The following is a 20346-nucleotide window of genomic DNA, read 5'->3' as shown; positions in this document are numbered from 1 at the left end:
CCGGGGCGACGAGAGAGGGCCCGCCGTATGAAAAAGCGTCTGCAGCCCATGCGCGGAACGGTTCATACCCTGTCCCGTCTGCTGGGCAGGACCGGTGTCCTGGTCGTGGCCTGGCTGACCGTCACGGTCGCGGGGACCGGAGTGGTCGTCGCGACGGGCGAGTCGCCGTTCGCGGCCTCCGAAGCGGTGAGTGGGCCCGCTGTGTTCGCCGGGCTTCCCGGGGTGTCGAACACCGTGCACGCGACGGCGAGCATCAAGCAGGTCGGCGCGCTCTTCGACGGCGGGCTGTCCGGCGGCCATTACTGCACGGCGAGCGTGGTGCAGAGCGCCGGCAAGAACGTCGTCGTGACCGCGGCGCACTGCCTGTCCGGGGGTACCGGCGACACGGTCTTCGTACCGGGTTACCACGACGGCGAAGCACCGTACGGTGTCTGGCCGCTGGAGAGCGTGACGCTCGCCCCGGGGTGGACGAGCGGCGCGGACCAGGACCTGGACGTGGCGTTCGCCGAGGTGGCGCCTGTGAACGGCCGTGAGATCCAGGACGTGGTCGGCGGCTACACGATCGGCACCAGCGGGAGCGGCGACAACGACGGGACGACGGCCACCACCGTACGGATCACCGGCTACCCGTCCACCGCGGACGCACCGCTCACCTGCTACAACGACGCCATGGCGTACACCGCCGACCAACTGCGGATCGCCTGCACCGACTACACGGGCGGGACCAGCGGTAGCCCCTGGGTCACCGGCCTGGACCCGGACACCGGTACCGGGACGGTCATCGGTGTCATCGGCGGCTACGAGGAGGGCGGCGACACTCCGGACGTCTCGTACAGCCCGGCCTTCGACAGCGTGATCGGTTCCCTCTACGAGAAGGCCGTCGCGGCCTCGCAGTAGATCGGTTCGATGGAAAAGATGCTGCGCGAAATCGAATCACCCCACCGGCGCCGGAGCGCAGGGTCCGCGCGTGTAGACGTCGGCCCCGGGACCCGGAGTTGGCCGCGGATCCCGGGGCCGACGCTGTCACACCCTCACCCGCCCCGACGGCGGGTGAAGGGCCCGACCCAGCAGGCGGCGCAACCTGGTGGGTCGGGCTGGTCGTTGGCCTGGTCCCATCTTCAATGCCCGGTCTTGAGCGGGGCTCGTGACGGGCTGTAGCACGGCCACGAGCGACGAGGCCCCTGCCGGTGCCCGGGGAAGGGCCGGCGGGGGCCTCGCGTTCGATGGGCCGCTGTCAGCCGCGCAGCAGGAAATCGTAGACCGCCTGGCGTCCGGCGTCGCTGGTGGCCCGGCTCTGCACGGAGTGCGCCGCTCCGGGCACGATCACGACCTGGCCGAGCGGGGCCATCTTCGCCTCCTGGCGGAGCCATTCCATCGGGGTGGACACGTCCCGGTCGCCGCCGAGCAGCAGCACCGGCACCCGGGGCAGTTTCCGGTGACGGGGCGGGGCCGCCGGCACGGGTTCGCGCGGCCAGTCCAGGCAGCTGAGGATGAAGCCGTTACGGGTGGCGGTGGCCGCGTCGAAGGGCCAGGTGCGGGCCGGTGCGAGCTTGCGCTCGACCCTGTCCAGCGCCGCGGCCCGGCCGTCGACCGGAGTGTCGGACGTGCCCCACGGGTAGTGGTAGTCGGCGCACAGCGTGCTGGCGTGCAGACCCTGGCTGAGTTGCTCGGCCGTGGCCGCCGACCCTTCCCGGGTGCCGTCGATGTACCCCTGCAAGGTCTGCGGCTGGCCGGCCGCCGCCAGGTGCAGCGCCTCGGGGACGCCCTTGAAGTCGGGGTCGACGAACTCGTAGGTGGTGATCATGTCCAGGACGGCGGGCCCGTTGTGGTAGGTCCGCACCACCTGGGCGAGGTCACGGGCCGGGTCGGTGGTGCACGCGGTGGCCGCGCAGGCGGCGCGCAGCACCCGGGCGGTGGCGGTGAGGGTGGTCAGGTCCGGCAGGTTGTCGCCCTGCTGCGGCACCACCGAGTCCAGCACCAGCCGGTTGACCCGGTCCGGGTGCGCCAGTGCGTACCGTTCGGCGACGAAGGTGCCGTAGGAGACGCCGTCCAGGGTGATCCTGCGGGCGCCCAGCGCCTGCCGCAGCAGGTCCAGGTCGCCGACGGTGTCGGCGGTGCTGAAGTAGCGCCGGTCGGGGCCGATGGCGGCCGCGCAGTCCTTGACGGCCTGGTGAGTGGGCGGCGTCAGGTCGGAGGATCCCATCTCCTTCTGGAGTTGCGGGCATTGGAGCGCGCCCGCGCCGGTGCCCCGCTGGTCGATCATGATCATCCGGTACTGGCCGAGTACGGGCGCCATGATGCCCGCGATCCTGGTCATGAGGGGCACGCCCGGCTGCCCCGGTCCTCCGGCGAGAAAGATCAGATCGCCCTTGGGTGCCCGGGTGTTGCCGGTCATGGCCACGCTGAGCGCCAGGGTGCCATGGGTGCGCCCGGAGTGGTCGAGCGGGACGGCGAGGGTGGCGCAGGTGAATTTCTCCTGCCCCGGGCACGGCGCCTGCCCGGTGAGGTGACCCGTGCGCTGGGGCGCGGTGGCCGGCGCCCCGGCGGGAACGGCCGTGGGGGCCGCCCCTGCTGTGAGCGCGCCGGCGGCCGCCAGGGCCACCAGCCCCGTCATCGTCCGTCTGCGGAACCGCACTGCGACCATGGACCCGTCCCCAATCCCCGTTGTTCCGCCGTTTTGTACGGCTGAACGGGGGCGCGCCGCCCGGACTCCCCCGTCCGTCCGACGGTGCGCCCCCGCACCGCACAGGCTGCTATGTGCCCCGCCGTACCGCGAGCGTTTGTGCCAGGATTCGATGAGGTTCAAAGGGTGAGCGGGCCGCGGGGCCCCGGGGGAGAGCATGATCCGACTGGCAGTGGACTCCACCGGGCTGGCCAGGTCCCGGTTCGCCGTCTCACCGCTGATCGAGGCGGCCGGCACCCTGATGCCGTGGGGAGTGCGGGGACCGCTGAGCGCGGACCCCTGGGTGTACCGGGCCCGGCGGCTGCTGCGCCGGGAGGACCTGCCGCTGCTGACCGCGCTCGCGGTGGACCGGGCCGGTTATCTGCCGGACTTCCTGACTCCGTATCCGAGTGTCCCCTCCCCCGATGTCGCCGACGAGTTGGAGCAGGTGCGCACCACCCCGCCGGAGCGGGTCGTCGCCGAAATGGAGGCGGTGCGGGTCGGCCGCCCCGCGAACGGGCTGGCGGGACGGGAACTGCCGGACGTGGTGCGCGAGACGCTGGACCGCGGCGGCCGGTATCTGGCCGAGCGCGCCGCGGACGAGCTGGGCCGCTACTGGGAGAGCGGCTTCGCGGCCCACTGGCCGCAGGCCCGGGCGGTGCTGGAGGCCGAGGTCGACCAGCGGGCCCTGACCCTGGCCCGCTACGGCGCCGCCCGCCTCTTCGACTCGCTGCATCCGTCGATCCGCTGGGACGGCGGAACCCTCCGCGTCGACAGCCGCTTCGAGGTGACCCTGCCCGTGCCGATGGTGCTGCTCGTGCCGTCCCTGGTGGCCTACGCGATCGGCGTCTCCATCGACCCGGTCCGGGGGGTGCCGCTCCGGCCACCGGCGCTGATCTACCCGGCGCGGCCGCCGGCGGCGGACAGGGCGCCGCCCAGCGCGGAACTGGCCCGGCTGCTGGGCCCGACCCGCGCCGATCTGCTCGCCTCGCTCGACCGGCCGGCGACCACCACGGCGCTGGCCGCCACCCGCTTCCTCAGTCCCGCGACGGTCTCGTACCACCTGGGTGTCCTGCGCAGGGCAGGGCTGGTCAGCAGCACGCGGTCGGGCCGGGAAGTGCTGTATCTGCGCACTCCGCAGGGCGGGCGGCTGCTGTCCTCCCCGCCGGGGTAGCCCTCAGCCCTGCTCGGCCGGTGCGGTCAGCAGGCCCAGCGCGGTCAGGTCGTCGACGGGCTCGTGGACGCTGCAGGAGCCGACGGACGTGAAGGCGGAGCGCACCCGCGCGACGCCTTCGGCGCCGAGCCGCTCGACGCGGTCACGGACCGTGCCGGCCGTCCGCTCGGCGAGCAGCGCCGCCACCGCGTCGCTGCCGGCCCCGTCCAGCGCCGCTTCGGTGGCCAGCAGGACGTTGAGGAACCCGTGGTGCTCGAAGCCGGTCGCGGGGTCGGTGTGCCGCAGGGCGTGGTGCAGTCCCGCGGTGCATTTGAAGGCCAGTCCGCGGCTCGCGCAGGTGATGATCGCCCCGGCCAGTTCCGCCTCGCCGGGGAACGCCGCGGCGGCGGTGCCGCCGGTGCGCAGTTTGGCGTGGTGCCGGCTCGCCGCGAGGGCGTCGGCCACGTCCGGGCCGAGGGCGCCGCGCGGTACCTCCACATGGGCGGTGACGTCCGCGGGCAGCTCGCGGTCGAGGACGGCGAGCGCCGCACCGATCGCGGCGCCGTCGGGCAGCGCGATCTCCACGGCCGCGAGACGGGCGCCGGACACCTTCGCGAGCAGGTCCAGCGCGGGCGGCAGGGCCGGGGTGCCGCCGGGCACGGTCAGGCCGATGCCGATGACGTCGTCGCCGGGGAGCGCCGCGATGGCGGCGGCGAGCTCGCCGAGCCGGGGGGCCGGGAAGACGAAGGGGCCGACGAGGTCCGCGAACCACGCCGTCCGGTGGCCGAGGTGCGCGGGCAGCGCCCGCGGCAGCGGTACGTCCCCGGGCGGGAACAGTGCGGCGTCGTCGATCAGTCCGGACCAGGCGGTGTTCATGAAGCGGCCTTCCCTTGGGGTGGCGCTGCCGCCACCCGCGTGGAGGGGACCGGTTCGCCCGGTCCCCTCCACGGATCTCAGCGGGTCAGCTCACCTTTCGTCAATCCTTCAGGAGATTGAAGTTACTGGTGGTGACCGCTCCCTTCTTGATCTTCACGGTGGTGGTGGTCGGCTGGTAGCCGTCCTTGGCGATGATCAGGGTGAGCGGGTTGTTGCGGACGTCGAGCCACAGGGCGTACGTACCATCCGTGCCCGTCTTGAGCGTGTAGTGCGTCGCCCAGGTGTTGATCTGGACGGTCGCACCCGCAAGCGGCGTGCCGGCGCCGGTCACCGTACCGGTGATCTTGGCCCAGGTGGCCGGGGGCTTGACGGTGAACGTGACACCGATCGGGTCCAGCCGGTAAGGGGTGTCACTGGTCAGCGCCAGCGAGGCGTGGAACGTGCCGGGCTGGGTGACCTCCGGGACCGACGCGTCCAGCGTGACGGTGAACGAGACCGTCGCGCCGGCCGCCACGGTCAGCTTGTCCGTGCTCTCGCTCAGCCAGCTGACGTCGGCGCTGTCCGACTGGTCGTAGCCGGGCAGCAGCTCAGCCGTCTTGACGGGCGTCTGGCCCGCCAGGCCGCCGATCGCGTAGAAGCCCGGTCCCGCGCCGCCGCGGTAGACTGACGCGTTGGCGTTGGGCAGTGCGCTCCAGGTGTTGTCGGCCGGGTTGTAGGCCCACGCCTGGTTGGTGATGGCCGCACCGCTGTTGATGGCGCCGCCGGCGATCAGCAGCAGGCCGTTGGCGGAGGTGTACGACGTGCCCCACTGGTCGGTGGGCTGGTCGGCGATCGGCGACCAGGCGTTCGTGGCCGGGTCGTAGACGTAGCCGTGCTTGACGGTGCCCGCGTCGGTGGTCCCGCCGGAGCAGTACAGCTTGCCGCTGATGGCGCCGCACGCCTCCCAGGAGATGGCCTCCGGGTAGGCGGCCGCCGCGGACCAGCTGTTGGACGCCGCGTTGTAGACCGACACGTCGGTGGTGCCGCAGGCGGTCGCGGTGCAGCCGCCGACGACGTACAGCTTGTCGTTGACGACGGCGCTGCCCGAGCCGGCGTACGGCTTCGGGGTCGCCGCGCCGGTGGACCAGGTGTTGGCCGCGGTGTCGTAGATCTCCAGCTTGGCGTCCGGAGCGCCGGAGGCTCCCCAGCCGCCCGCGATGTAGAACTTGCCGCCGATGACTCCGTGGGCGGGTGCCTCACGGGTGTCGGCCGCGGCGGCCTTCTTGGTCCAGGTGCCCGCGGTCGTGTCGTAGGCGTACAGGTCGCTGGTGTCCGCGGCCCCGGTGAAGCCGAAGCCCGAGTAGACGGTGCCGTTGGCGACGCCCACGGCGTTGTCGCCCGTGGTCACCGGCAGGTCGGCGATCGTCTGCCAGGCGGTGCCGGCCGCACCCTGCGCCGCGGGGGTGACCCGGGGCGCCTTGTCCGACGTGAGCGCCAGCTTGGACGTGCTGGTCCTCACGAGGTTCAGCGGGGCTCCGCCGGTCTTCGCGATGACGAAGTCACCCGCGGTCTCGCCGACGTTCAGGGTGGCGGGAGCGGTGCCGGTGTTCTTCACCGTCACCTTCTGGGTGGCGGTGCCGCCCCAGGCGGCCGTCTTGCTGATGGCGCCGGGAGTGACCTGCAGCCGGCCCGCCTTGAGCGCGAGGTCGGCGCGGACGGTGCCGTCCGGCGGCACGTTCGCGGTGGCACTGGCCTTGGAGTAGCCGGCGGCCGCTGCCACGAAGGGGTGCTTTCCGGTCAGGTGCGAGAACACCCAGTAGAAGCCGTCACCGAGCGCCGCGTCGTCCGGGGTCGCCGCGGTCGTGGTCTTCTCCGCGGGGGCGTCGGCGCTGGTCACCGTCGCACCGTTGACACCGGTGTGGGTGTTGGCGTCCGTCACGTTGCCGACCACCAGGCCGCCGGGGACCGGGTCGTAGGAACGCTGGCCGACGAAGACGTTGTCCAGCTCCCACCAGTAGGCCCAGGTGCCGGAGTAGTGGAAGCGCAGCCGGACGTCGCTCTTGCCCGCGTAGGCGGTCAGCGGCAGGTCCACGTGCTGGGGGCCGAGGAGCGAGGTGGTCGTCTGGTGCCACAGCGTGGTCCAGGTGGTCCCGCCGTCGGCGCTGACGTCCACGTCGGCGGTCGAGTTGGAGTAGCCCTTGTACTCGGTGTCGAAGCCGACCACCGGGGTGGTCTTCCCGGTCAGGTCGAACGACGGGGAGAGCAGCTGGCTGTCCTGGTGCTTGCCGCTGCCGATGTGGTCGCTGTCGATGATGGCGAAGCCGCCGGTGCCACCGGTCTTGTTGGTGCGCTTGCCGGCGTCGTCGAAGCCCCAGCCGCCGGTCGTGCCGTCGGCGTTGGTCACGCTCCAGCCCGCGGGCGCGGTGGTGGTGGAGTCGAACGGTTCGGTCGCGCCGTTGAGGTGGACGGCGTAGCCGGGAGCCTGCGCGGCGATCGCGTCGACCGGGACGGCGACGTTCACGGTCTGGTCGGCGGTGCCGACGGCGACGACCTTGTCGACCGACTGGTAGCCGGTGTAGGCCGCGGTGACGTGCAGGGTGTAGGAGACACCCTGCGGGAGCGTCAGCTGGTACGCGCCGGTGGCCGGGTCGGTGAACACCGGGCCGCCCGGTACTCCGTTCACGGTGATCTTCGCGTAGAGCGGCCAGCCGTGCCCGGATCCGTCGGCGACCTTGCCGGAGACGGTCTGGCGCGGCACGGCGTCCAGGGCGAACGACTGGGTGACCGTACCGCCGTCGGCGAGGACGACCGAGGCGACGGTCTTCGTGGCGTAGCCGTAGGCGCTCGCCGAGACGTCGTAGCTGCCCGGCGGGATGTCGAGCTTGTAGCCGCCGGCGGCGTCGCTGACGGCGCTGTGGTCACCTGCCTTGACCTGCGCTCCGGCCAGTGGCGCGCCGGTGGCGTGGTCGGTGACCGTACCGGAGATCACGCCGTGCGGTCCGCTGCGGAAGGCGTCGAGGCCGTTCGGGGTGCCGAGGCCGGTCGGGCCGTCGTAGCCGGTGCCCGCGGTGCACAGGTAGGCCGGCGTGCAGGTGCCGTTGATGCCCGTGGTCACGTCGTTGAGCGAACCGGGCTTCGCGTACGGGTACGCGTTCGGGTAGGTGCCGGCGCCGGGGGTGCCGGCCGCGGCGTACACGCCCGCGATGATCGGCGAGGCGGCGCTGGTGCCGCCGTACACCGACCAGCCGGAGGCTCCGTAGGTCTGGTAGACCGCGACACCGGTCAGCGGGTCGGAGACCGCCGAGACGTCCGCCACCGCGCGCTTGGCGCAGGGCGTGTCCGTCTGGAAGGCCGGCTTGGGCTCGTAGAGCGAGCACCCGGAACCGGGCCCGCCGTACGAGTTGTGCCAGACCGACTCCGTCCAGCCACGGCCGCTGCCCGCGTCCCTGGCCAGCGCGGTTCCGCCGACGGAGGTCACGTACTGGGAGGCCGCCGGGTAGCTGACGCCGTAGTCGCTGTCACCCGAGGACGCCACGATGGCCACGCCCGGGTGGTTGTAGTACGGGTCCATCGCCGTGGTCTCCGACGGGTCCTCGCCGCTGCCGGGCGTGGAGTCGTAGCCCGTGCCGTACGAGTTGGAGACGTACTTGGCGCCGAGTGCGACCGCCTGGTCCACCGCCGCGCCGAGGTTCTCGAAGCTGGGGTCGTCCGCCTCGACCAGCAGGATGTGGGCGTTGGGGGCGGCCGCCGACACCATGTCGACGTCCAGCGAGATCTCACCCGCCCAGCCGGGGTCGGGAGCCGGGTAGTCGGTGCCGCCGCGCTGACTGACCTTCTTGAAGCAGCCGTTGGCGGTGGTGCAGGCCGGGAGTCCGTACTGCGCCCGGTAGACCGCGAGGTCGGCCTCCGCGGTCGGGTTGTCGTAGGCGTCGACGATGGCCACGGTCTGGCCGGCGCCGCCGTCGGCGGGGAGCGCGTAGGCGCTCTGCAGGTCCCCGGGGCCGAAGCCGTTCGGGGTCGCCGTGTTGATCCCGACGGTGCCGCGCAGGTCGGTGCGGCGCAGCGCGAAGCAGCTGAACTGACCGGGCTTGGCCGCGCCGCACTGGGCCGTGACATCGGGCCGGGCGGCGGAGGGGACGGCCGACGCCGTTGCGGCGGCGGGAAGTTGGAGACCGAGCAGGGCCACGGCGGCAGAGGCGGCGGCGGCGATGACCGACGCCACGCCTCTGCGTCTTCCGGGCCGCCGCTGTATGGGTATACGCAAAGCAGGACTCCTGGAATCTGACCGGAGCCGGCCGGTACAGGGGTCGACCGGCCGACGGCGGGTCCAATGGACCGCTTGCGTATACCTACGCCTCAGCCGTATCAGCGGAACGTGACAAGGTTGTCGGATACCTGACAGTCATCGACCCGGCATTCCGCGTCACGTTCCTGTCAATCGGACGCCGCGGCTCCGTCTGCGGCCTCGTTCGCGGCCCTGTTCGCCTGCCCACCGGCGGTACCGCCCACCCCGGCGCCCTTCGCCGCGCCCGGCTCGTCGAGCCAGCCGTGCCGGGCCGCGTGCCAGACGAGTTGGACGCGGTTCTCCACGCCCGCCGCACGCTCCATCACCGCGAGATGGCGCTGCACCGTACGGACGGCGACCCCGAGCGCGCGGGCCATCGCCTGGTCGGTGCTGCCGTTCACCACCATCGCCAGGATCCGCAACTGGACGGCACTGCGCCCACCGGAACCCCGCTCCCGCAACGGCGTACTCGACGCCCACACCGCCTCGAAGAGCGCGACGATAGCGTCCAGCAGACCACTGGGACGCACCAACAGCATGGCCGGGCCCGGCACTTCGACCTCGGGGGCCAGCGGCAGCAGGGCCAGCGACCGGTCGGCGATGCAGAGCCGCATCGGCAGGCTCTGCGCCACCCGGACCTCCTCGCAGGCCGCTCGCCTGCCGCCCGCGCCGCCCAGGGCGCCGGGGGTCTCCAGCGCCGTCCGGTCGCGCACCACCCGGTGGCGGACGCCCTCGTCGAGCCGCTCCGCCACGTCCAGCGGGTCGTGCCACTCGCCGTCCGCGGGAAACGGGCCGCGGACGAACGAGGCGACCTCGGTCCGCGCGGAGCGCCGCAGTTGCTCGGCCCACAGGCCGGCCGCGCCGTAGCCCTCCACGACCTGGACGATCTCCTCGGACCGGTACCCCTCGTGCACCCGCTGGTACTCCACCGCCAGCCGGTCCAGCAACTCCCGCCCCTGCCGCAGCTGTTCCTGGGTCCTGGCCACCAGCGGCAGCAGTCCGACCCGCGGTGGCGCCGGATACCAGCGCCCGTCACCGCCGGACCGGGCCAGCCCGCGCGCCCCGAGCTCCGCGCAGACCGCCTCGGCCCGCGTCACCGGCACCCCGAGGTCCCGGGCCAGCCCGGCCGCCGCCACACCGCGCGTGGCCACCAGTAACCCGTAGGCCCGGTCCGCATCGGCGCTCAACCCCAGGGCCTCAAACGGACGTTCGGTCATGATCGGGCACACTAGCCGGAGTCGGCGCGCGGATCCCCCGGAATGCGGGTATGTCACACAGCCGATACGTAGCGTGACGTGCAGGGTCGCCCGCGCACTGCCACCACTTAAGGACCCGCGCGGCCCGACCGGCTACGCGGTGGAGCCCACGGCGTGCGGGCCACGTACGGTCGCACTGCCGGGAACCGGCTCGGACGGGTCCGCGCCCAGCGCGACGATCCGGTTGCCCTCGCCGACATGCACGATCTTCGGCTTCAGGGCGCGCGCCTCGGCGTCGTCGACCTGGGCGTAGCTGATCAGGATGACCAGATCGCCAGGGTGCACGAGATGCGCCGCGGCACCGTTGATCCCGATCACACCCGAACCGCGCTCGCCCTCGATGACGTACGTCTCCAGCCGGGCGCCGTTGTCGATGTCGACGATATGGACCAGCTCACCCGGCAGGAGGTCGGCCGCCTCCATGAGGTCGGCGTCGATCGTCACCGAGCCCACGTAGTGCAGGTCGGCCTCGGTCACCCGGGCACGGTGGATCTTGGACTTGAACATTGTACGCAGCATCGAGGCACTCCTGGACCTAGGCTCCCTGCCTGCGTTTATGCAGGTCAAGGGCAGTTTCTCTACCTTACAACGAGTCGCATGTTCGGTCAGCTTTCGCCTGGTTTTTGAGGACTGATGCTGACTAATTGCTGACTTCCCTGACGGTCCATCAGTCATATCGAAGATCATCCACAGGCAAACGGCGTCCGCCTCGCCGAGGCGAGGTCAGCCTACGCAACCACCAACCAGGACGCGATCAGGGCCACCCAAACAGTAAGCCGTCGACTCCTTTGCGCGAGGCGACGCATCCTCCCAAACCTCGACATGTCGTTCTTTATCAATCGCCGCGGAGTGAGCCGTCGACTACGGCCCGAGCGGCGCAGCAACATAGCGGCACTTCGCCGGTTAGCCAAACCGGCGATTCTCCGGATTATTTCCGCTGTCCGCGAGAGGCACCTGGCGGTGGCAATCAGCAGGCGCTCACAGCACGCGTGAACAAGCGAACGAATCAACCGCAGATCCACTGACCCGTCCGACCAGAACCCCGGGAAGATATCTTGCTCGAATCCTCGCCCATAGTCCCTAGTCGCCGTGAGGCCATGACCTGCCCGGCACACGAACGTCGCCCTGTCGAGCCGGTGCTTCTGGACACAGCCGAGGTCGCGATGATGCTCAATATGTCCACCAGCTGGGTCTACAAGGAAGCTTCGAAGCTCGGCTTGAAGGGGTACAAGCTCGGCCGTGGCCGGAATGCCAAGGTCCTCTACAAGAGGACTGAGGTCTTTAAGTGGCTGGAGCACCAAAAGATCCATTGACCGGGTACATCGGGCGCGTCGAGGCAAGGAGCGTAGGAAAGTCATTGGGATCCCCCGGCACCCCGCGACTACTGATCATCGTGGACGAGGCCGGCGGCAATACCCGCGGCATCGGCGCTGGTACGAACAACCTCCTGACCGGCAACAGCCGAATGCTGGCCATCTGCAACCCAGGGTCCTTCGCAAGATCGTGATCGGTCCGGTTTTGTCAGGTGAGGCCGAGGGTCTGGACGGGGCGGCGGTAGTCGCGGGCGGTGTGTCGTAGGGCGGCGGCGATGTTGGTGTGGCCGTCCTGGCGGTGGATGCCGATGGCGAGGTTCCGCAGGGAGGCCATCGCGCGGGGCAGATGGCCGGTGCGGATCTTGGAGTCGTCTTCGCGGAAGGTCCGGTCGCGGACGTGGTGGAGGAGATTCTCGATGCGCCAGTGGCCTCTGATCCAGGCGGCGAGCTGTGCGCCGGTGGCGGTTCCGGGCGGCAGGCTGGTGATGAGGTGGACACGCTCGATGGTCAGCTTCCCGGTGTGCAGGTCACGGCGCCAGCGCACCATCTGGAGGGCCTGGGCCGCGTCGGGGTAGTTGATGTGGGCGAAGGCGACGGTCTTCAACCGGCGTATCTCCAGGCGGTGATGGGCTCGGTCGCGGGTCTTGTGGTCGAGCGTGATGTCCCGCCAGGGAAGCTTCCTGACCTGGTCGAACAGTCCGGGATGGTTGGCTTTGACGACGGCGAGGTAGTGCGCGCCGTGCCGGCGGAGGTAGCGGCCGTGGTCGTGCTGGGTGTGGAGAGCGTCGGCGGTGATCACCGTGTGGTTCAGGTCGAGGGTGTCCAGCAGCGGAGCGAAGGCGGGAATCTCGTTGCTCTTGTCTGCGACCTGGCGCTGGGCCAGGACGCTTCCGTTGTGGTCCATCGCGGCCAGCAGGGTGACGGCGCTCTTGCCGCCGGCCCGGGATCCGCGCAGGACCTTGCCGTCCACGGCGATCGCCCGCAACCGGCCCTCGGTGCCGCTGTCTTCGGCGGCGCGGGCGGTGAGGAAGGCACCGATCGCGGTGTCGAGTGCGTCGCCGTCGAGTTGGGACAGCAAGCGCCGCACGGTGTGCGGGTGCGGGGCCGGGACCATGCCGGAGAATGGATCGGGCGCGAAGCCCAGGGCCCGCAGGGCCCAGCCGGGCGCGTCCGTGATCCACTCGGATATCGCGGTGAGCGACTGCGCTCCGGCCAGGACGCTCGCGGCCGAAGCGGCGATCAGCGCCGACAGGGGGTAGCGGCGTCCGCGGCGGTCACGCGGATCGGGCAGCGCTGCGAGGAACGGCAGCACGGCCACGGCGCCCGGCAGTGGCGCCAGGCCGACGGACCGGGCCAGTTGGCCCAGCCCGGAGGGCATGGGAGAAGATATGGAGGCAGGCACGGACTCGCTCAGCGTTCATGGGACTTCGACACTCACATGATCACTGCGACCGTGCCTGCACTGCTTCCCGACCCCACCCCGCAGACACGAAACCCGGCATCACGTCGACACCCGACGAAACCGGACCGATCACGATCTTGCGAAGGACCCTGATCTGCAACCCCCGGCGAAAGACCCCCGGCCATGGTTCGAACTGCTCTGCGACGAGGGCACCGACCCCGAGGGCCCTCCACGATCACGATCCCGATCCGCACCCTCGACAGCCCCGCCATCACCGGGGAGCACGTCTCGCATTCCGCAAGGCGTCGCCCCCATTCCCTGGTCATCCACCTGCCGGAAATGGACTGGGTCGACCGCACCGTGCGCGAGTCCACGGCCAACGTGAACGATGTCACCCGGACCCTTGCCTTGGTGGACGGCATCCCGCCGGTTGCCGGCCGTATAGGACGTCCCCGCACGCGCCCCGATCACCCGCGACGACGTCAAGCGAGCCATCGCCACCCGCAGGGGGACTCCGGCCCGCTCGATCCACATCGTCTTGCGGAATGCCTTCCGGAGCCCTTCGGCAAGAGAGCGTGATCTTCCGCGATCCCACCCGCGGCCTCGTCTTCGCCGGGATCAACAAGACCCCGCCTTTCGTGCCCTCGGAGGGCGACCGAACCGTGATGGCCGTCTACCAACACCAATACGGCATCCTCGCCGAGGGAAGCCTGGACGGCTGGCAGGAGACCGACTCTGCAGCCGAGATCACGGCGACCGAGTTCGAACGCAATTGGACATCAGGCCGCGAGGGCATTACCGGTGGCGGCGATCGGTAGCCGGGCAGTCACCGTGTCGTTGCTCACCCGGCACCTGCACTTCGACGGGGACCACATCAGACGGCTCACGCTGGAGAACCAGAGGCTTACAGAAGTGCAGAAGCTGACCGGCGTCACACGCCTGTCCGAGCGCTTGCGGGATGACCCCCAGCCCCAGTCCGGTGGGCCATGACGTGCGCGGTCCGTGCTGTCCAGCTCGAACTAGCGACGCACTCGTGCCCCGTAGTTTGGTAGAGGCCGACCCGTCACGCCGTGTCGGTGCGCTGGGTGAACCTGCGCAGCCCCGGGATCTCACCGTTCAAGGCCATGAGTTCGGACGTGATGGCCCGCACTTTCGGCCGCCGCGCTTCCTCCGGGGCGTACTGCTCCAAAACACGCAACGCGGAAAATGCCCGCTCAGGCTCGCCCAGGTCCCGCCATACCCGCGCGACGTCCATGCACATCCGGCCACGACGTTCCGCGTTCGGCAGACGCCGAGTGTCAATCTTGCCGGCGTAGTTCAGGGCCTGCTCGCCCTCGCCCAGGGCGTGATGCACGGATACCCGGAACACCCGGGTCTGGTCAAGGCCGAAAACCCCGGGGATGTAGAGCTTCTGGGCTGCGGTCTCTTTGCGTGCTGCGGTCTCCTCGGCTTCGCCGATGAGGTTCATGGCCTGCCCGCGCCACCCCGCTTGGGCGGCGCTGTAGCTGGCGGTGAGCAGGAGTGTGCCCCGCATGGCCGGCGCTCGAACCTCGGCGAAGCAGTCCGGCGGGGGCAGCCTGGCAACGGCGCCGGTCGATCAGTTCAGGCAGCGGCCGGATGTCCGGCGGCCTTGCCGGTGGCGTCGCGTCGCATGGCGGTCAGGCCCAGATCCGCCATGCGGGGCACGAAGGCGACGTCGAGTTCGTCGACCGGGTGCAGCAGGCCCCGCTCGCAGGTCTCCGCCCGCCATACCGTGCAGTCGCGGGTGGGGTAGGCGGGGTTGACCCCGATCTCGCCCTTGGGGAGGAACCCGTTGAACGGCGTCGCGATCTGGTGGTGGTTCCAGTAGTTCCAGGCTCGAAGGGCCTTGGCTTGCTCGAAGGCGAGGTAGAGCTGCGGATAGCGCTGAAGCATGCGCATCTCGCGGAAGAGTGTCTGCCCTAACAGGGACGGCGCGGCCAGGACGAGGCTGTCGAAGTCCTGGTTGCGGAAGGTGAAGGTGGTCGCGTCCTGCCCAGGGTCGAGGGCCAGAGCGGTGAGCAGGTGGGAGAGGCGGTCTCGGGTGTACTGCGCTGCTCCGGGGGCGAGAGGGAGCTCGATGTCGGCGATCAGGTCGTGCAGGCGCTGGTGGTCGGGGTGGAAGCGGGACAGGTCGAACAGTTTGTCCATGCCGCTGACTGCGGAGAAGGCCAGGCGCTTGTAGAGGAGGTTGTTCATCTCGCCGGCCGCCGCGTATGTCTTCGTCTCGGTACTGGTGGAGTGGAGCATCAGGTACTCCGACAGCACCTCGAAGTACAGGTAGCCCAGGAACGGCAGGGTGCGGACGGCGTGGGCGAGCTGGTCCACGAACGCGTCCGGCGCTGTCCTGCGCCCGGTGGCGTTGGTTAGGGCCGTGTCCAGGAAGGGGGCGGTGGCGCGGATCTGGTGCTGGGCTTTCCCGCGCAGTCGGGCGTCCTCGGCTTCGGTGAGGAAACTGCTGTGGTCGAGGTAGGTGTGCAGGTGTACGCGGCCGAGCCGCAGGTAGTCGATGCCCTTGGCCGGTGCCGGGGCGTCTGGGGTGATCTTGATCATCAGAGTTTGGGTGTGCGGTTTGGTCCGCAGCAGGTAGGTGCCGAGGTTGTGCGGGCGCAGGCCGGCGGGGGTCTTGGTGAGCGGCGCGCAGTACAGGGCGGCGAGTAGACACCCGGAGGAGGCGTACAACTGTCCGCTGGCGCGGATGGCGTCCAGTGCTGTTGTGGTGTGCATCAGATGGATCGGGCCGCCGCTGGCGAGGGTCTGGGTCATGGCGTTGTGGGCGAGCAGGCTGCCGCCTGGGGTGTCGTGCTGCAGGCGTCGGCGCCAGTCGCCCTCACTTTCGGTGCACCCTGCGGCCACGGGCCGGGTGCGGGGGCTGGTGTAGTCGGTGTGGGCGTCGTCGAGTTCGGTGTCCACGAGGAAGTCTCCTACTGGCCGCGGGTGAGGGAATGGCGGGCGGTGGTCAGGGCATGGTGATCGGTGGCGCCGTCGAGGGCGGCTTGCTCGCTGCGAATGACGAGGGCGAAGGCGGCTGGGGGAAGCCAGTCGGGTACCGGAATGCGCAGGCGGGCCAGGTCTGGCCACCACCGGCGAAGTGGCAAGCGGTAGCGGTCCAGGCAGTCGGCGGCCTTGAGGACGTCGACGAGGTGGGGGGCGGCTTGGTAGGCGCGCTCCTGGCTGGCGGTGAAGTCGGCGTAGGGCACGTCGTGCACGGCGATTGCCCGCGTCGCGCGGTGCAACACCGCCGGCGGCAATGGGCGGCTCATCGCCTCGGTCACGGCGTCGCTGTGCTGGAGGAACCAGGAGGCGGCGCGCTGACCGTGTCCGGCATCCGTCCGGTCGTGGTGTCGCCGGCAGTCGTGGACCGCCCCGGCGGCGCAGGCCGCCGCGACATCGTCGCCGTCGAGCTCGTGTTCCTCGGCCAAGAGTGCGGCGAGGAGGCTGACGCGGGCGTTGTGGCGGATGCCGTGGATGGAGTCGGCCAGATGCCCGGCCGCGAACCACGATCTCGGCGGTACGAGCATGACGGCCGGGCGTGGGAAGCTGGGCGAGGCGTCGAAGTTCGCCGGCCTGTTGCCCACGATCCACTCAAGCGTTACCGCATCCATCACCTGGTGCGCGGGCAGCCGGCGCAAGGTAGCGAGTTCATGCAGGCAGGCGCGGCCGGGCGGAGTCCGATCGGTCATGGCGTCCTCACACAGATGGGTACAGAGCAGGCGTGAATTTGGGCGTGGCGATCCTGACGATGGGCACGCGGCCCAAGGAATTGACGGAACTGCTGGTCTCGGTCCAGGCACAGACGATTCCGGCGGCCCGGACGGTGGTGGTGGCCAACGGGTGCCCGGTGCCCGATCTGCCGCCTTGGGTCGAGACCGTGCAACTCGCGGAGAACCTGGGGGTGACGGGGGGCCGCAACGCCGCCCTGGAATACCTGGGGGACATGGACCTGGTGCTGGACCTGGACGACGACGGCCTCCTGGTCGCTGACGATGTCTTCGCCACGATCACCACGCTGTACGAAGCGGACCCGCTGCTGGGGATCGTCGGCTTCCGTATCGCGGACGAGACGGGGGTGACCCAGCGCCGCCATGTTCCGCGGCTGCGGGCCGGCGATCCGATGCGCGGCGGGCTGGTGACCGGTTTCCTCGGTGGCGCCCATGTCCTGTCCACGAAGATGCTGGCCCAGGTCGGCCACTGGCCGGACGCCTTCTTCTTCGCGCACGAGGAGACCGACATGGCCTGGCGGGCGATCGACGCCGGCTGGCGGGTGCGCTACGCGCCGCAGCTGCTGCTCCAGCACCCGCACACCTCCCCGGCCCGGCACGCGTTCTTCTACCAGGTCAACGCCCGCAACCGGGTCTACCTGGCCCGCCGGCACCTGCCCGCTGTGCTCGTCCCGGTCTACCTGGGGGTGTGGGTGGTCTTGACGCTGGCCCGGACCCGCAGCCTGGCCGGGCTGCGGGCCTGGTTCGGTGGCTTCGCGGAGGGCTGGCGCACCGAGTGCGGGCGCCGGAAGCCGATGCGCTGGCGCACCGTGATCCGGTTGGCCCGCCTCGGCCGCCCCCCAGTGATCTGAGCGGCTCACGCGACAGCTCGGGCCTCGGCGCGCAGCCACGCCGGGATCGCCTCGGGGGTCCCCTTCAACCACGTCACGTAGCGGCTCACCCCGTCCTCGATGTCCACCGGCGCAGTCCAGCCCAGCACTTGGCGCATGCGGGTGGTGTCGGCGCAGGCACCGAGCGGGTCGCCCTGTGGCCGCGGGGTCTCGATGATCTGCGCCCCGGGGTAATGGCGGCGCACCAGATCGGCGACCTGCCGGATGGAGGTGGCGCGGCCGGTGCCGACGTTGAGCGTCGTACGGTCCGCGCCCTCGGTCACGGCCGCCAGCAAGGTCGCCTCCGCGATGTCATCGACGTGTACGAAGTCCCTCACCTGGCACCCGCCGCCGTTGAGGTGCAGCGGCAGGCCGAGCGCGGCCCGCATCGCGAACCAGGCCACTACCCAGCTGTGGCTGTTCTCCTTGACCACCTGCGGTTCCCCGTAGACGGAGAAGTACCGCACGATCGCGAATGAGCTGTCGGCACCGCTCAGGCTCAGGGCGGTCTGGTGCTCGCCCCACAGCTTGGTGTTGGCGTACACCGATCCGGGAACCAGTGAATCCTCCTCGCTGAACCGGGCCTTCGTGTTCGGGGAATCGGTGGTGTTGCCGATGCCGTAGACGCTGGCCGAAGAGACGAAGACCAGCCGTTTCAGCGTGCGACGGTGCCGGGCTGCGGCATCCAGCACCGTCTGGGTGCCGCGGATATTCGCGTCCAGCGCCGCCGCCGGATTGCGGGTGCACTCCGCGACATCGGCGAGCGCCGCGGCGTGGATGACGTAGTCGCTGCGCGAGAACAGGTCGTCCATCAGCGCGGCGTCGGTGATATCACCGGCGACGACGTCGGGATCCCCAGGGGAGATTCCGAACACGGAGGAGTAGACGCAGGAGCCGTAGGCGTCGAGACGGCCTACCGTCAGCGGCTTGGCGCCCAGCGCCCGGAGCCGGTGCACAATACGGCTGCCCACCAGCCCGAACCCGCCGGTCACCGTGACCGTGGCACCGGACAGATCAGCGAAGCGATCCCTTGTGTTCACGCGAGAGCCATCCCTTCTCAACAGCGCCACACGAATGCGCGGCGTCACGCTGCCGAGGACACCACCGGCCACCCCCGCTCCTCCAGGGGACGACTGTGTGGCCGATGTGTGGCCGCCCTGGTGAAGCTGTCCCACCGCCCGGCCAGGTACGGCATGGTGGACGTGGACGGGGAGGCATCGGCTGCGGCACCTCGGGGGCGACATGGAGCTGGACCGGCACCCGCTGGCATATTTGCGTCGGCATCACCACTGGTCCGGCGACGACCTCGCCCGTCTACTCCGCGATCAGGCCCTCCGGCGCGGCCTGCGTAGCGGCATCGATCGCAATCGGATTTGGCTCTGGGAATCCACCGGAACCACGCCGAGCCAGGAGAGCCAGTCGCTGCTGGCGGCCGTCCTGGACGTCCCCGCCGCCGTGGTCGAACAACTCGGCTGGCCCCACTGGCTACCCGCCTTCGAGTACCCCGCCCCCTTCAACCCCTCGGGAAGTCGGGCAGCCCTGAAAGAGGTACAGGTCAACCGTATGGAGCGACGATCCTTCCTGATACTCAGCAGCAGCACCCTCATCGACGTTGCCGCCAGCTGGGCCCGCATCGAGCCACGCCACCTGGGCCGGGCCCTCGACGGGCAAAGCATCGACGGGGAACTCCTGACGTGGCTGGAACAGCGTTCCGGTGAGCTGCGCGCACTCGCCGCCGGTCCGCACCCACAGGTCTCGCGTCTCATCGACGCGCACCTGAGCACCGCCATCGACCTCATCACCCAAGATCGCTACACCACGCAAACCGGCCGCCGCCTGCACGCCGTAACCGCCGATCTTGCACACTGCGCGGCCTGGCTCCGCTTCGATGCCGACCGTCACGCCGACGCTCAGCGCCACTGGCAGGCGGCCGTCCACGCCGCCCACCAAGCAGACGACCGCGACCTGGCCGCCATCGCCCTGTCCGACCTTGCCTACCAAGCCACCTGGCTCTCCAGGCCCGCCGATGCCGTTCGCATCATCGAACACGCCCGGACCCGCACCCGTACTCCGGCAGCCCGCTCCCTGCTCGACGTACGGCGCGCTCGCGCTTGCGCCGTACTGCAAGACCGCCAAGGAACCCAACGCGCGCTGACGTCCGCCGAGATGGAACTGGCCCGGATGAACCCGCAGGACACGCCCTCCGTGGTCTCCTGGATGTCGATGGCGGACATCAATGCCGACGCCGGACGCTGTTGGCTCGACCTCGGCGACCCCCATCGTGCCGAGACCGCCATCAGCGCCGGTTTAGGCGAACTCGATCCCCGCCGCTCCCGAACGAAAGCGGTGTTCCTGACCTACCGGGCCGAAGCTTCACTCCACGACCGCGACGCCTTCTCCGCCGCAGCGAATGCCCGCGCCGCACTCGACACCGCACTCGACTCCCAAGCCTCACGCTGCGTCGACCTGGCCTCCGCCCTCATCCGCCGCCTGGATCACCGAACCGAGCAGCCGATGGTCGAGCTACGTGAGTACGCCAGGGAACAACTCGCTGGGTGATCCACCCGTAGCCGCATATTTGGCCGGACTTTCGGGCCACGCCGCCTCCGGGTGGGTTCGGCTTCGGGATCCTGTGGTTCCGCCGATTGGCCGGAGCGCGACCTGACCTCCCTCCCCGCGTTGTACCCCCGGGCGGCGCTGAGGCGCTGCGGAACGCTGCTGCACCGTACAGACGCGGCCGGCAACGGTCGCAGGCCAGGGATCACGTTGAACCCTCGTCAACAGGGCATCAGCGGGCCGACGCCTGCCGCC

At 70.5% G+C, this 20346-nt stretch carries 16 protein-coding genes; 6 read left to right on the top strand and 10 right to left on the bottom strand.

Features of this window, described 5'->3' with window-relative positions:
- The first annotated feature begins 27 nt into the window (after positions 1-27).
- Complete coding sequence (locus tag O3W51_RS22335; protein WP_244809599.1) at positions 28-897, top strand: trypsin-like serine peptidase; 870 nt, start codon at positions 28-30, stop codon at positions 895-897.
- Positions 898-1234: 337 nt separating this feature from the next.
- On the opposite strand, the gene O3W51_RS22330 is transcribed toward O3W51_RS22335, so the two are convergent.
- On the bottom strand, positions 1235-2644 hold the full coding sequence (locus O3W51_RS22330) for an alpha/beta fold hydrolase (RefSeq protein WP_187145133.1): 1410 nt from the start codon (positions 2642-2644) through the stop codon (positions 1235-1237).
- Between the two features lie 196 nt (positions 2645-2840).
- Here O3W51_RS22330 and O3W51_RS22325 point away from each other — a divergent pair, with 196 nt between their 5' ends.
- Positions 2841-3836 (top strand): ArsR/SmtB family transcription factor, encoded by a 996-nt coding sequence (locus O3W51_RS22325; RefSeq protein ID WP_138354206.1) that lies wholly within the window; start codon positions 2841-2843, stop codon positions 3834-3836.
- 3 nt (positions 3837-3839) lie between these two features.
- Here the strand turns inward: O3W51_RS22325 and O3W51_RS22320 are convergent, their stop codons facing one another.
- From O3W51_RS22320 to panD, 4 genes are all read right to left on the bottom strand, one after another.
- Positions 3840-4691: a hypothetical protein gene (locus O3W51_RS22320; RefSeq protein WP_138354207.1), complete on the bottom strand. Its 852-nt coding sequence runs from the start codon at positions 4689-4691 to the stop codon at positions 3840-3842.
- Between the two features lie 100 nt (positions 4692-4791).
- Positions 4792-8892 (bottom strand): Kelch repeat-containing protein, encoded by a 4101-nt coding sequence (locus O3W51_RS22315; RefSeq protein ID WP_269287221.1) that lies wholly within the window; start codon positions 8890-8892, stop codon positions 4792-4794.
- Positions 8893-9104: 212 nt separating this feature from the next.
- A complete protein-coding gene (locus O3W51_RS22310; RefSeq protein ID WP_198357602.1) occupies positions 9105-10172 on the bottom strand; it encodes a helix-turn-helix transcriptional regulator in 1068 nt (355 codons plus the stop codon).
- A 132-nt stretch (positions 10173-10304) separates the two neighbouring features.
- A complete protein-coding gene (gene panD, locus O3W51_RS22305) occupies positions 10305-10730 on the bottom strand; it encodes an aspartate 1-decarboxylase (protein WP_164607813.1) in 426 nt (141 codons plus the stop codon).
- A gap of 536 nt (positions 10731-11266) precedes the next feature.
- On the opposite strand from panD, the gene O3W51_RS22300 reads away from it, so the two are divergent.
- The gene (locus O3W51_RS22300) at positions 11267-11524 is read left to right on the top strand and encodes a helix-turn-helix domain-containing protein (RefSeq protein ID WP_239070260.1); all 258 of its coding nucleotides are present in this window, start codon (positions 11267-11269) and stop codon (positions 11522-11524) included.
- A gap of 208 nt (positions 11525-11732) precedes the next feature.
- Here the strand turns inward: O3W51_RS22300 and O3W51_RS22295 are convergent, their stop codons facing one another.
- Positions 11733-12902 (bottom strand): ISAs1 family transposase, encoded by a 1170-nt coding sequence (locus O3W51_RS22295; RefSeq protein WP_164608540.1) that lies wholly within the window; start codon positions 12900-12902, stop codon positions 11733-11735.
- Between the two features lie 599 nt (positions 12903-13501).
- Between O3W51_RS22295 and O3W51_RS22290 the strand changes: the two genes are divergently transcribed.
- Positions 13502-13744, top strand: coding sequence for a hypothetical protein (locus tag O3W51_RS22290; RefSeq protein WP_164608517.1), 243 nt, complete (start codon positions 13502-13504; stop codon positions 13742-13744).
- Positions 13745-13989: 245 nt separating this feature from the next.
- Here the strand turns inward: O3W51_RS22290 and O3W51_RS22285 are convergent, their stop codons facing one another.
- The 3 genes from O3W51_RS22285 to O3W51_RS22275 form a co-directional block, all read right to left on the bottom strand.
- The gene (locus O3W51_RS22285) at positions 13990-14460 is read right to left on the bottom strand and encodes a hypothetical protein (RefSeq protein ID WP_164608516.1); all 471 of its coding nucleotides are present in this window, start codon (positions 14458-14460) and stop codon (positions 13990-13992) included.
- A gap of 68 nt (positions 14461-14528) precedes the next feature.
- Complete coding sequence (locus tag O3W51_RS22280) at positions 14529-15857, bottom strand: hypothetical protein (protein WP_164608515.1); 1329 nt, start codon at positions 15855-15857, stop codon at positions 14529-14531.
- Positions 15858-15868: 11 nt separating this feature from the next.
- The gene (locus tag O3W51_RS22275) at positions 15869-16627 is read right to left on the bottom strand and encodes a hypothetical protein (protein WP_239071006.1); all 759 of its coding nucleotides are present in this window, start codon (positions 16625-16627) and stop codon (positions 15869-15871) included.
- 59 nt (positions 16628-16686) lie between these two features.
- Between O3W51_RS22275 and O3W51_RS22270 the strand changes: the two genes are divergently transcribed.
- On the top strand, positions 16687-17517 hold the full coding sequence (locus O3W51_RS22270) for a glycosyltransferase family 2 protein (RefSeq protein WP_164608518.1): 831 nt from the start codon (positions 16687-16689) through the stop codon (positions 17515-17517).
- Positions 17518-17522: 5 nt separating this feature from the next.
- Here the strand turns inward: O3W51_RS22270 and O3W51_RS22265 are convergent, their stop codons facing one another.
- The gene (locus tag O3W51_RS22265) at positions 17523-18575 is read right to left on the bottom strand and encodes an NAD-dependent epimerase/dehydratase family protein (RefSeq protein WP_164608514.1); all 1053 of its coding nucleotides are present in this window, start codon (positions 18573-18575) and stop codon (positions 17523-17525) included.
- A 202-nt stretch (positions 18576-18777) separates the two neighbouring features.
- Here O3W51_RS22265 and O3W51_RS22260 point away from each other — a divergent pair, with 202 nt between their 5' ends.
- Positions 18778-20094 (top strand): helix-turn-helix transcriptional regulator, encoded by a 1317-nt coding sequence (locus tag O3W51_RS22260; protein WP_164608513.1) that lies wholly within the window; start codon positions 18778-18780, stop codon positions 20092-20094.
- Positions 20095-20346: the final 252 nt, after the last annotated feature.

Source organism: Streptomyces sp. H39-C1 (genome assembly GCF_027158125.1).
GTDB lineage: Bacteria > Actinomycetota > Actinomycetes > Streptomycetales > Streptomycetaceae > Actinacidiphila > Actinacidiphila fildesensis.
This window is presented reverse-complemented; position numbering and strand designations above follow the sequence as displayed.

Coding starts and splice junctions, on each gene's coding strand:
- O3W51_RS22335 (WP_244809599.1), top strand. CDS start 28: ATGAAAAAGCGTCTGCAGCCCATGCGCGGAACGGTTCATACCCTGTCC.
- O3W51_RS22330 (WP_187145133.1), bottom strand. CDS start 2,644: ATGGTCGCAGTGCGGTTCCGCAGACGGACGATGACGGGGCTGGTGGCC.
- O3W51_RS22325 (WP_138354206.1), top strand. CDS start 2,841: ATGATCCGACTGGCAGTGGACTCCACCGGGCTGGCCAGGTCCCGGTTC.
- O3W51_RS22320 (WP_138354207.1), bottom strand. CDS start 4,691: ATGAACACCGCCTGGTCCGGACTGATCGACGACGCCGCACTGTTCCCG.
- O3W51_RS22310 (WP_198357602.1), bottom strand. CDS start 10,172: ATGACCGAACGTCCGTTTGAGGCCCTGGGGTTGAGCGCCGATGCGGAC.
- panD (WP_164607813.1), bottom strand. CDS start 10,730: ATGCTGCGTACAATGTTCAAGTCCAAGATCCACCGTGCCCGGGTGACC.
- O3W51_RS22295 (WP_164608540.1), bottom strand. CDS start 12,902: ATGCCCTCCGGGCTGGGCCAACTGGCCCGGTCCGTCGGCCTGGCGCCA.
- O3W51_RS22285 (WP_164608516.1), bottom strand. CDS start 14,460: ATGCGGGGCACACTCCTGCTCACCGCCAGCTACAGCGCCGCCCAAGCG.
- O3W51_RS22275 (WP_239071006.1), bottom strand. CDS start 16,627: ATGACCGATCGGACTCCGCCCGGCCGCGCCTGCCTGCATGAACTCGCT.
- O3W51_RS22270 (WP_164608518.1), top strand. CDS start 16,687: ATGGGCACGCGGCCCAAGGAATTGACGGAACTGCTGGTCTCGGTCCAG.
- O3W51_RS22260 (WP_164608513.1), top strand. CDS start 18,778: ATGGAGCTGGACCGGCACCCGCTGGCATATTTGCGTCGGCATCACCAC.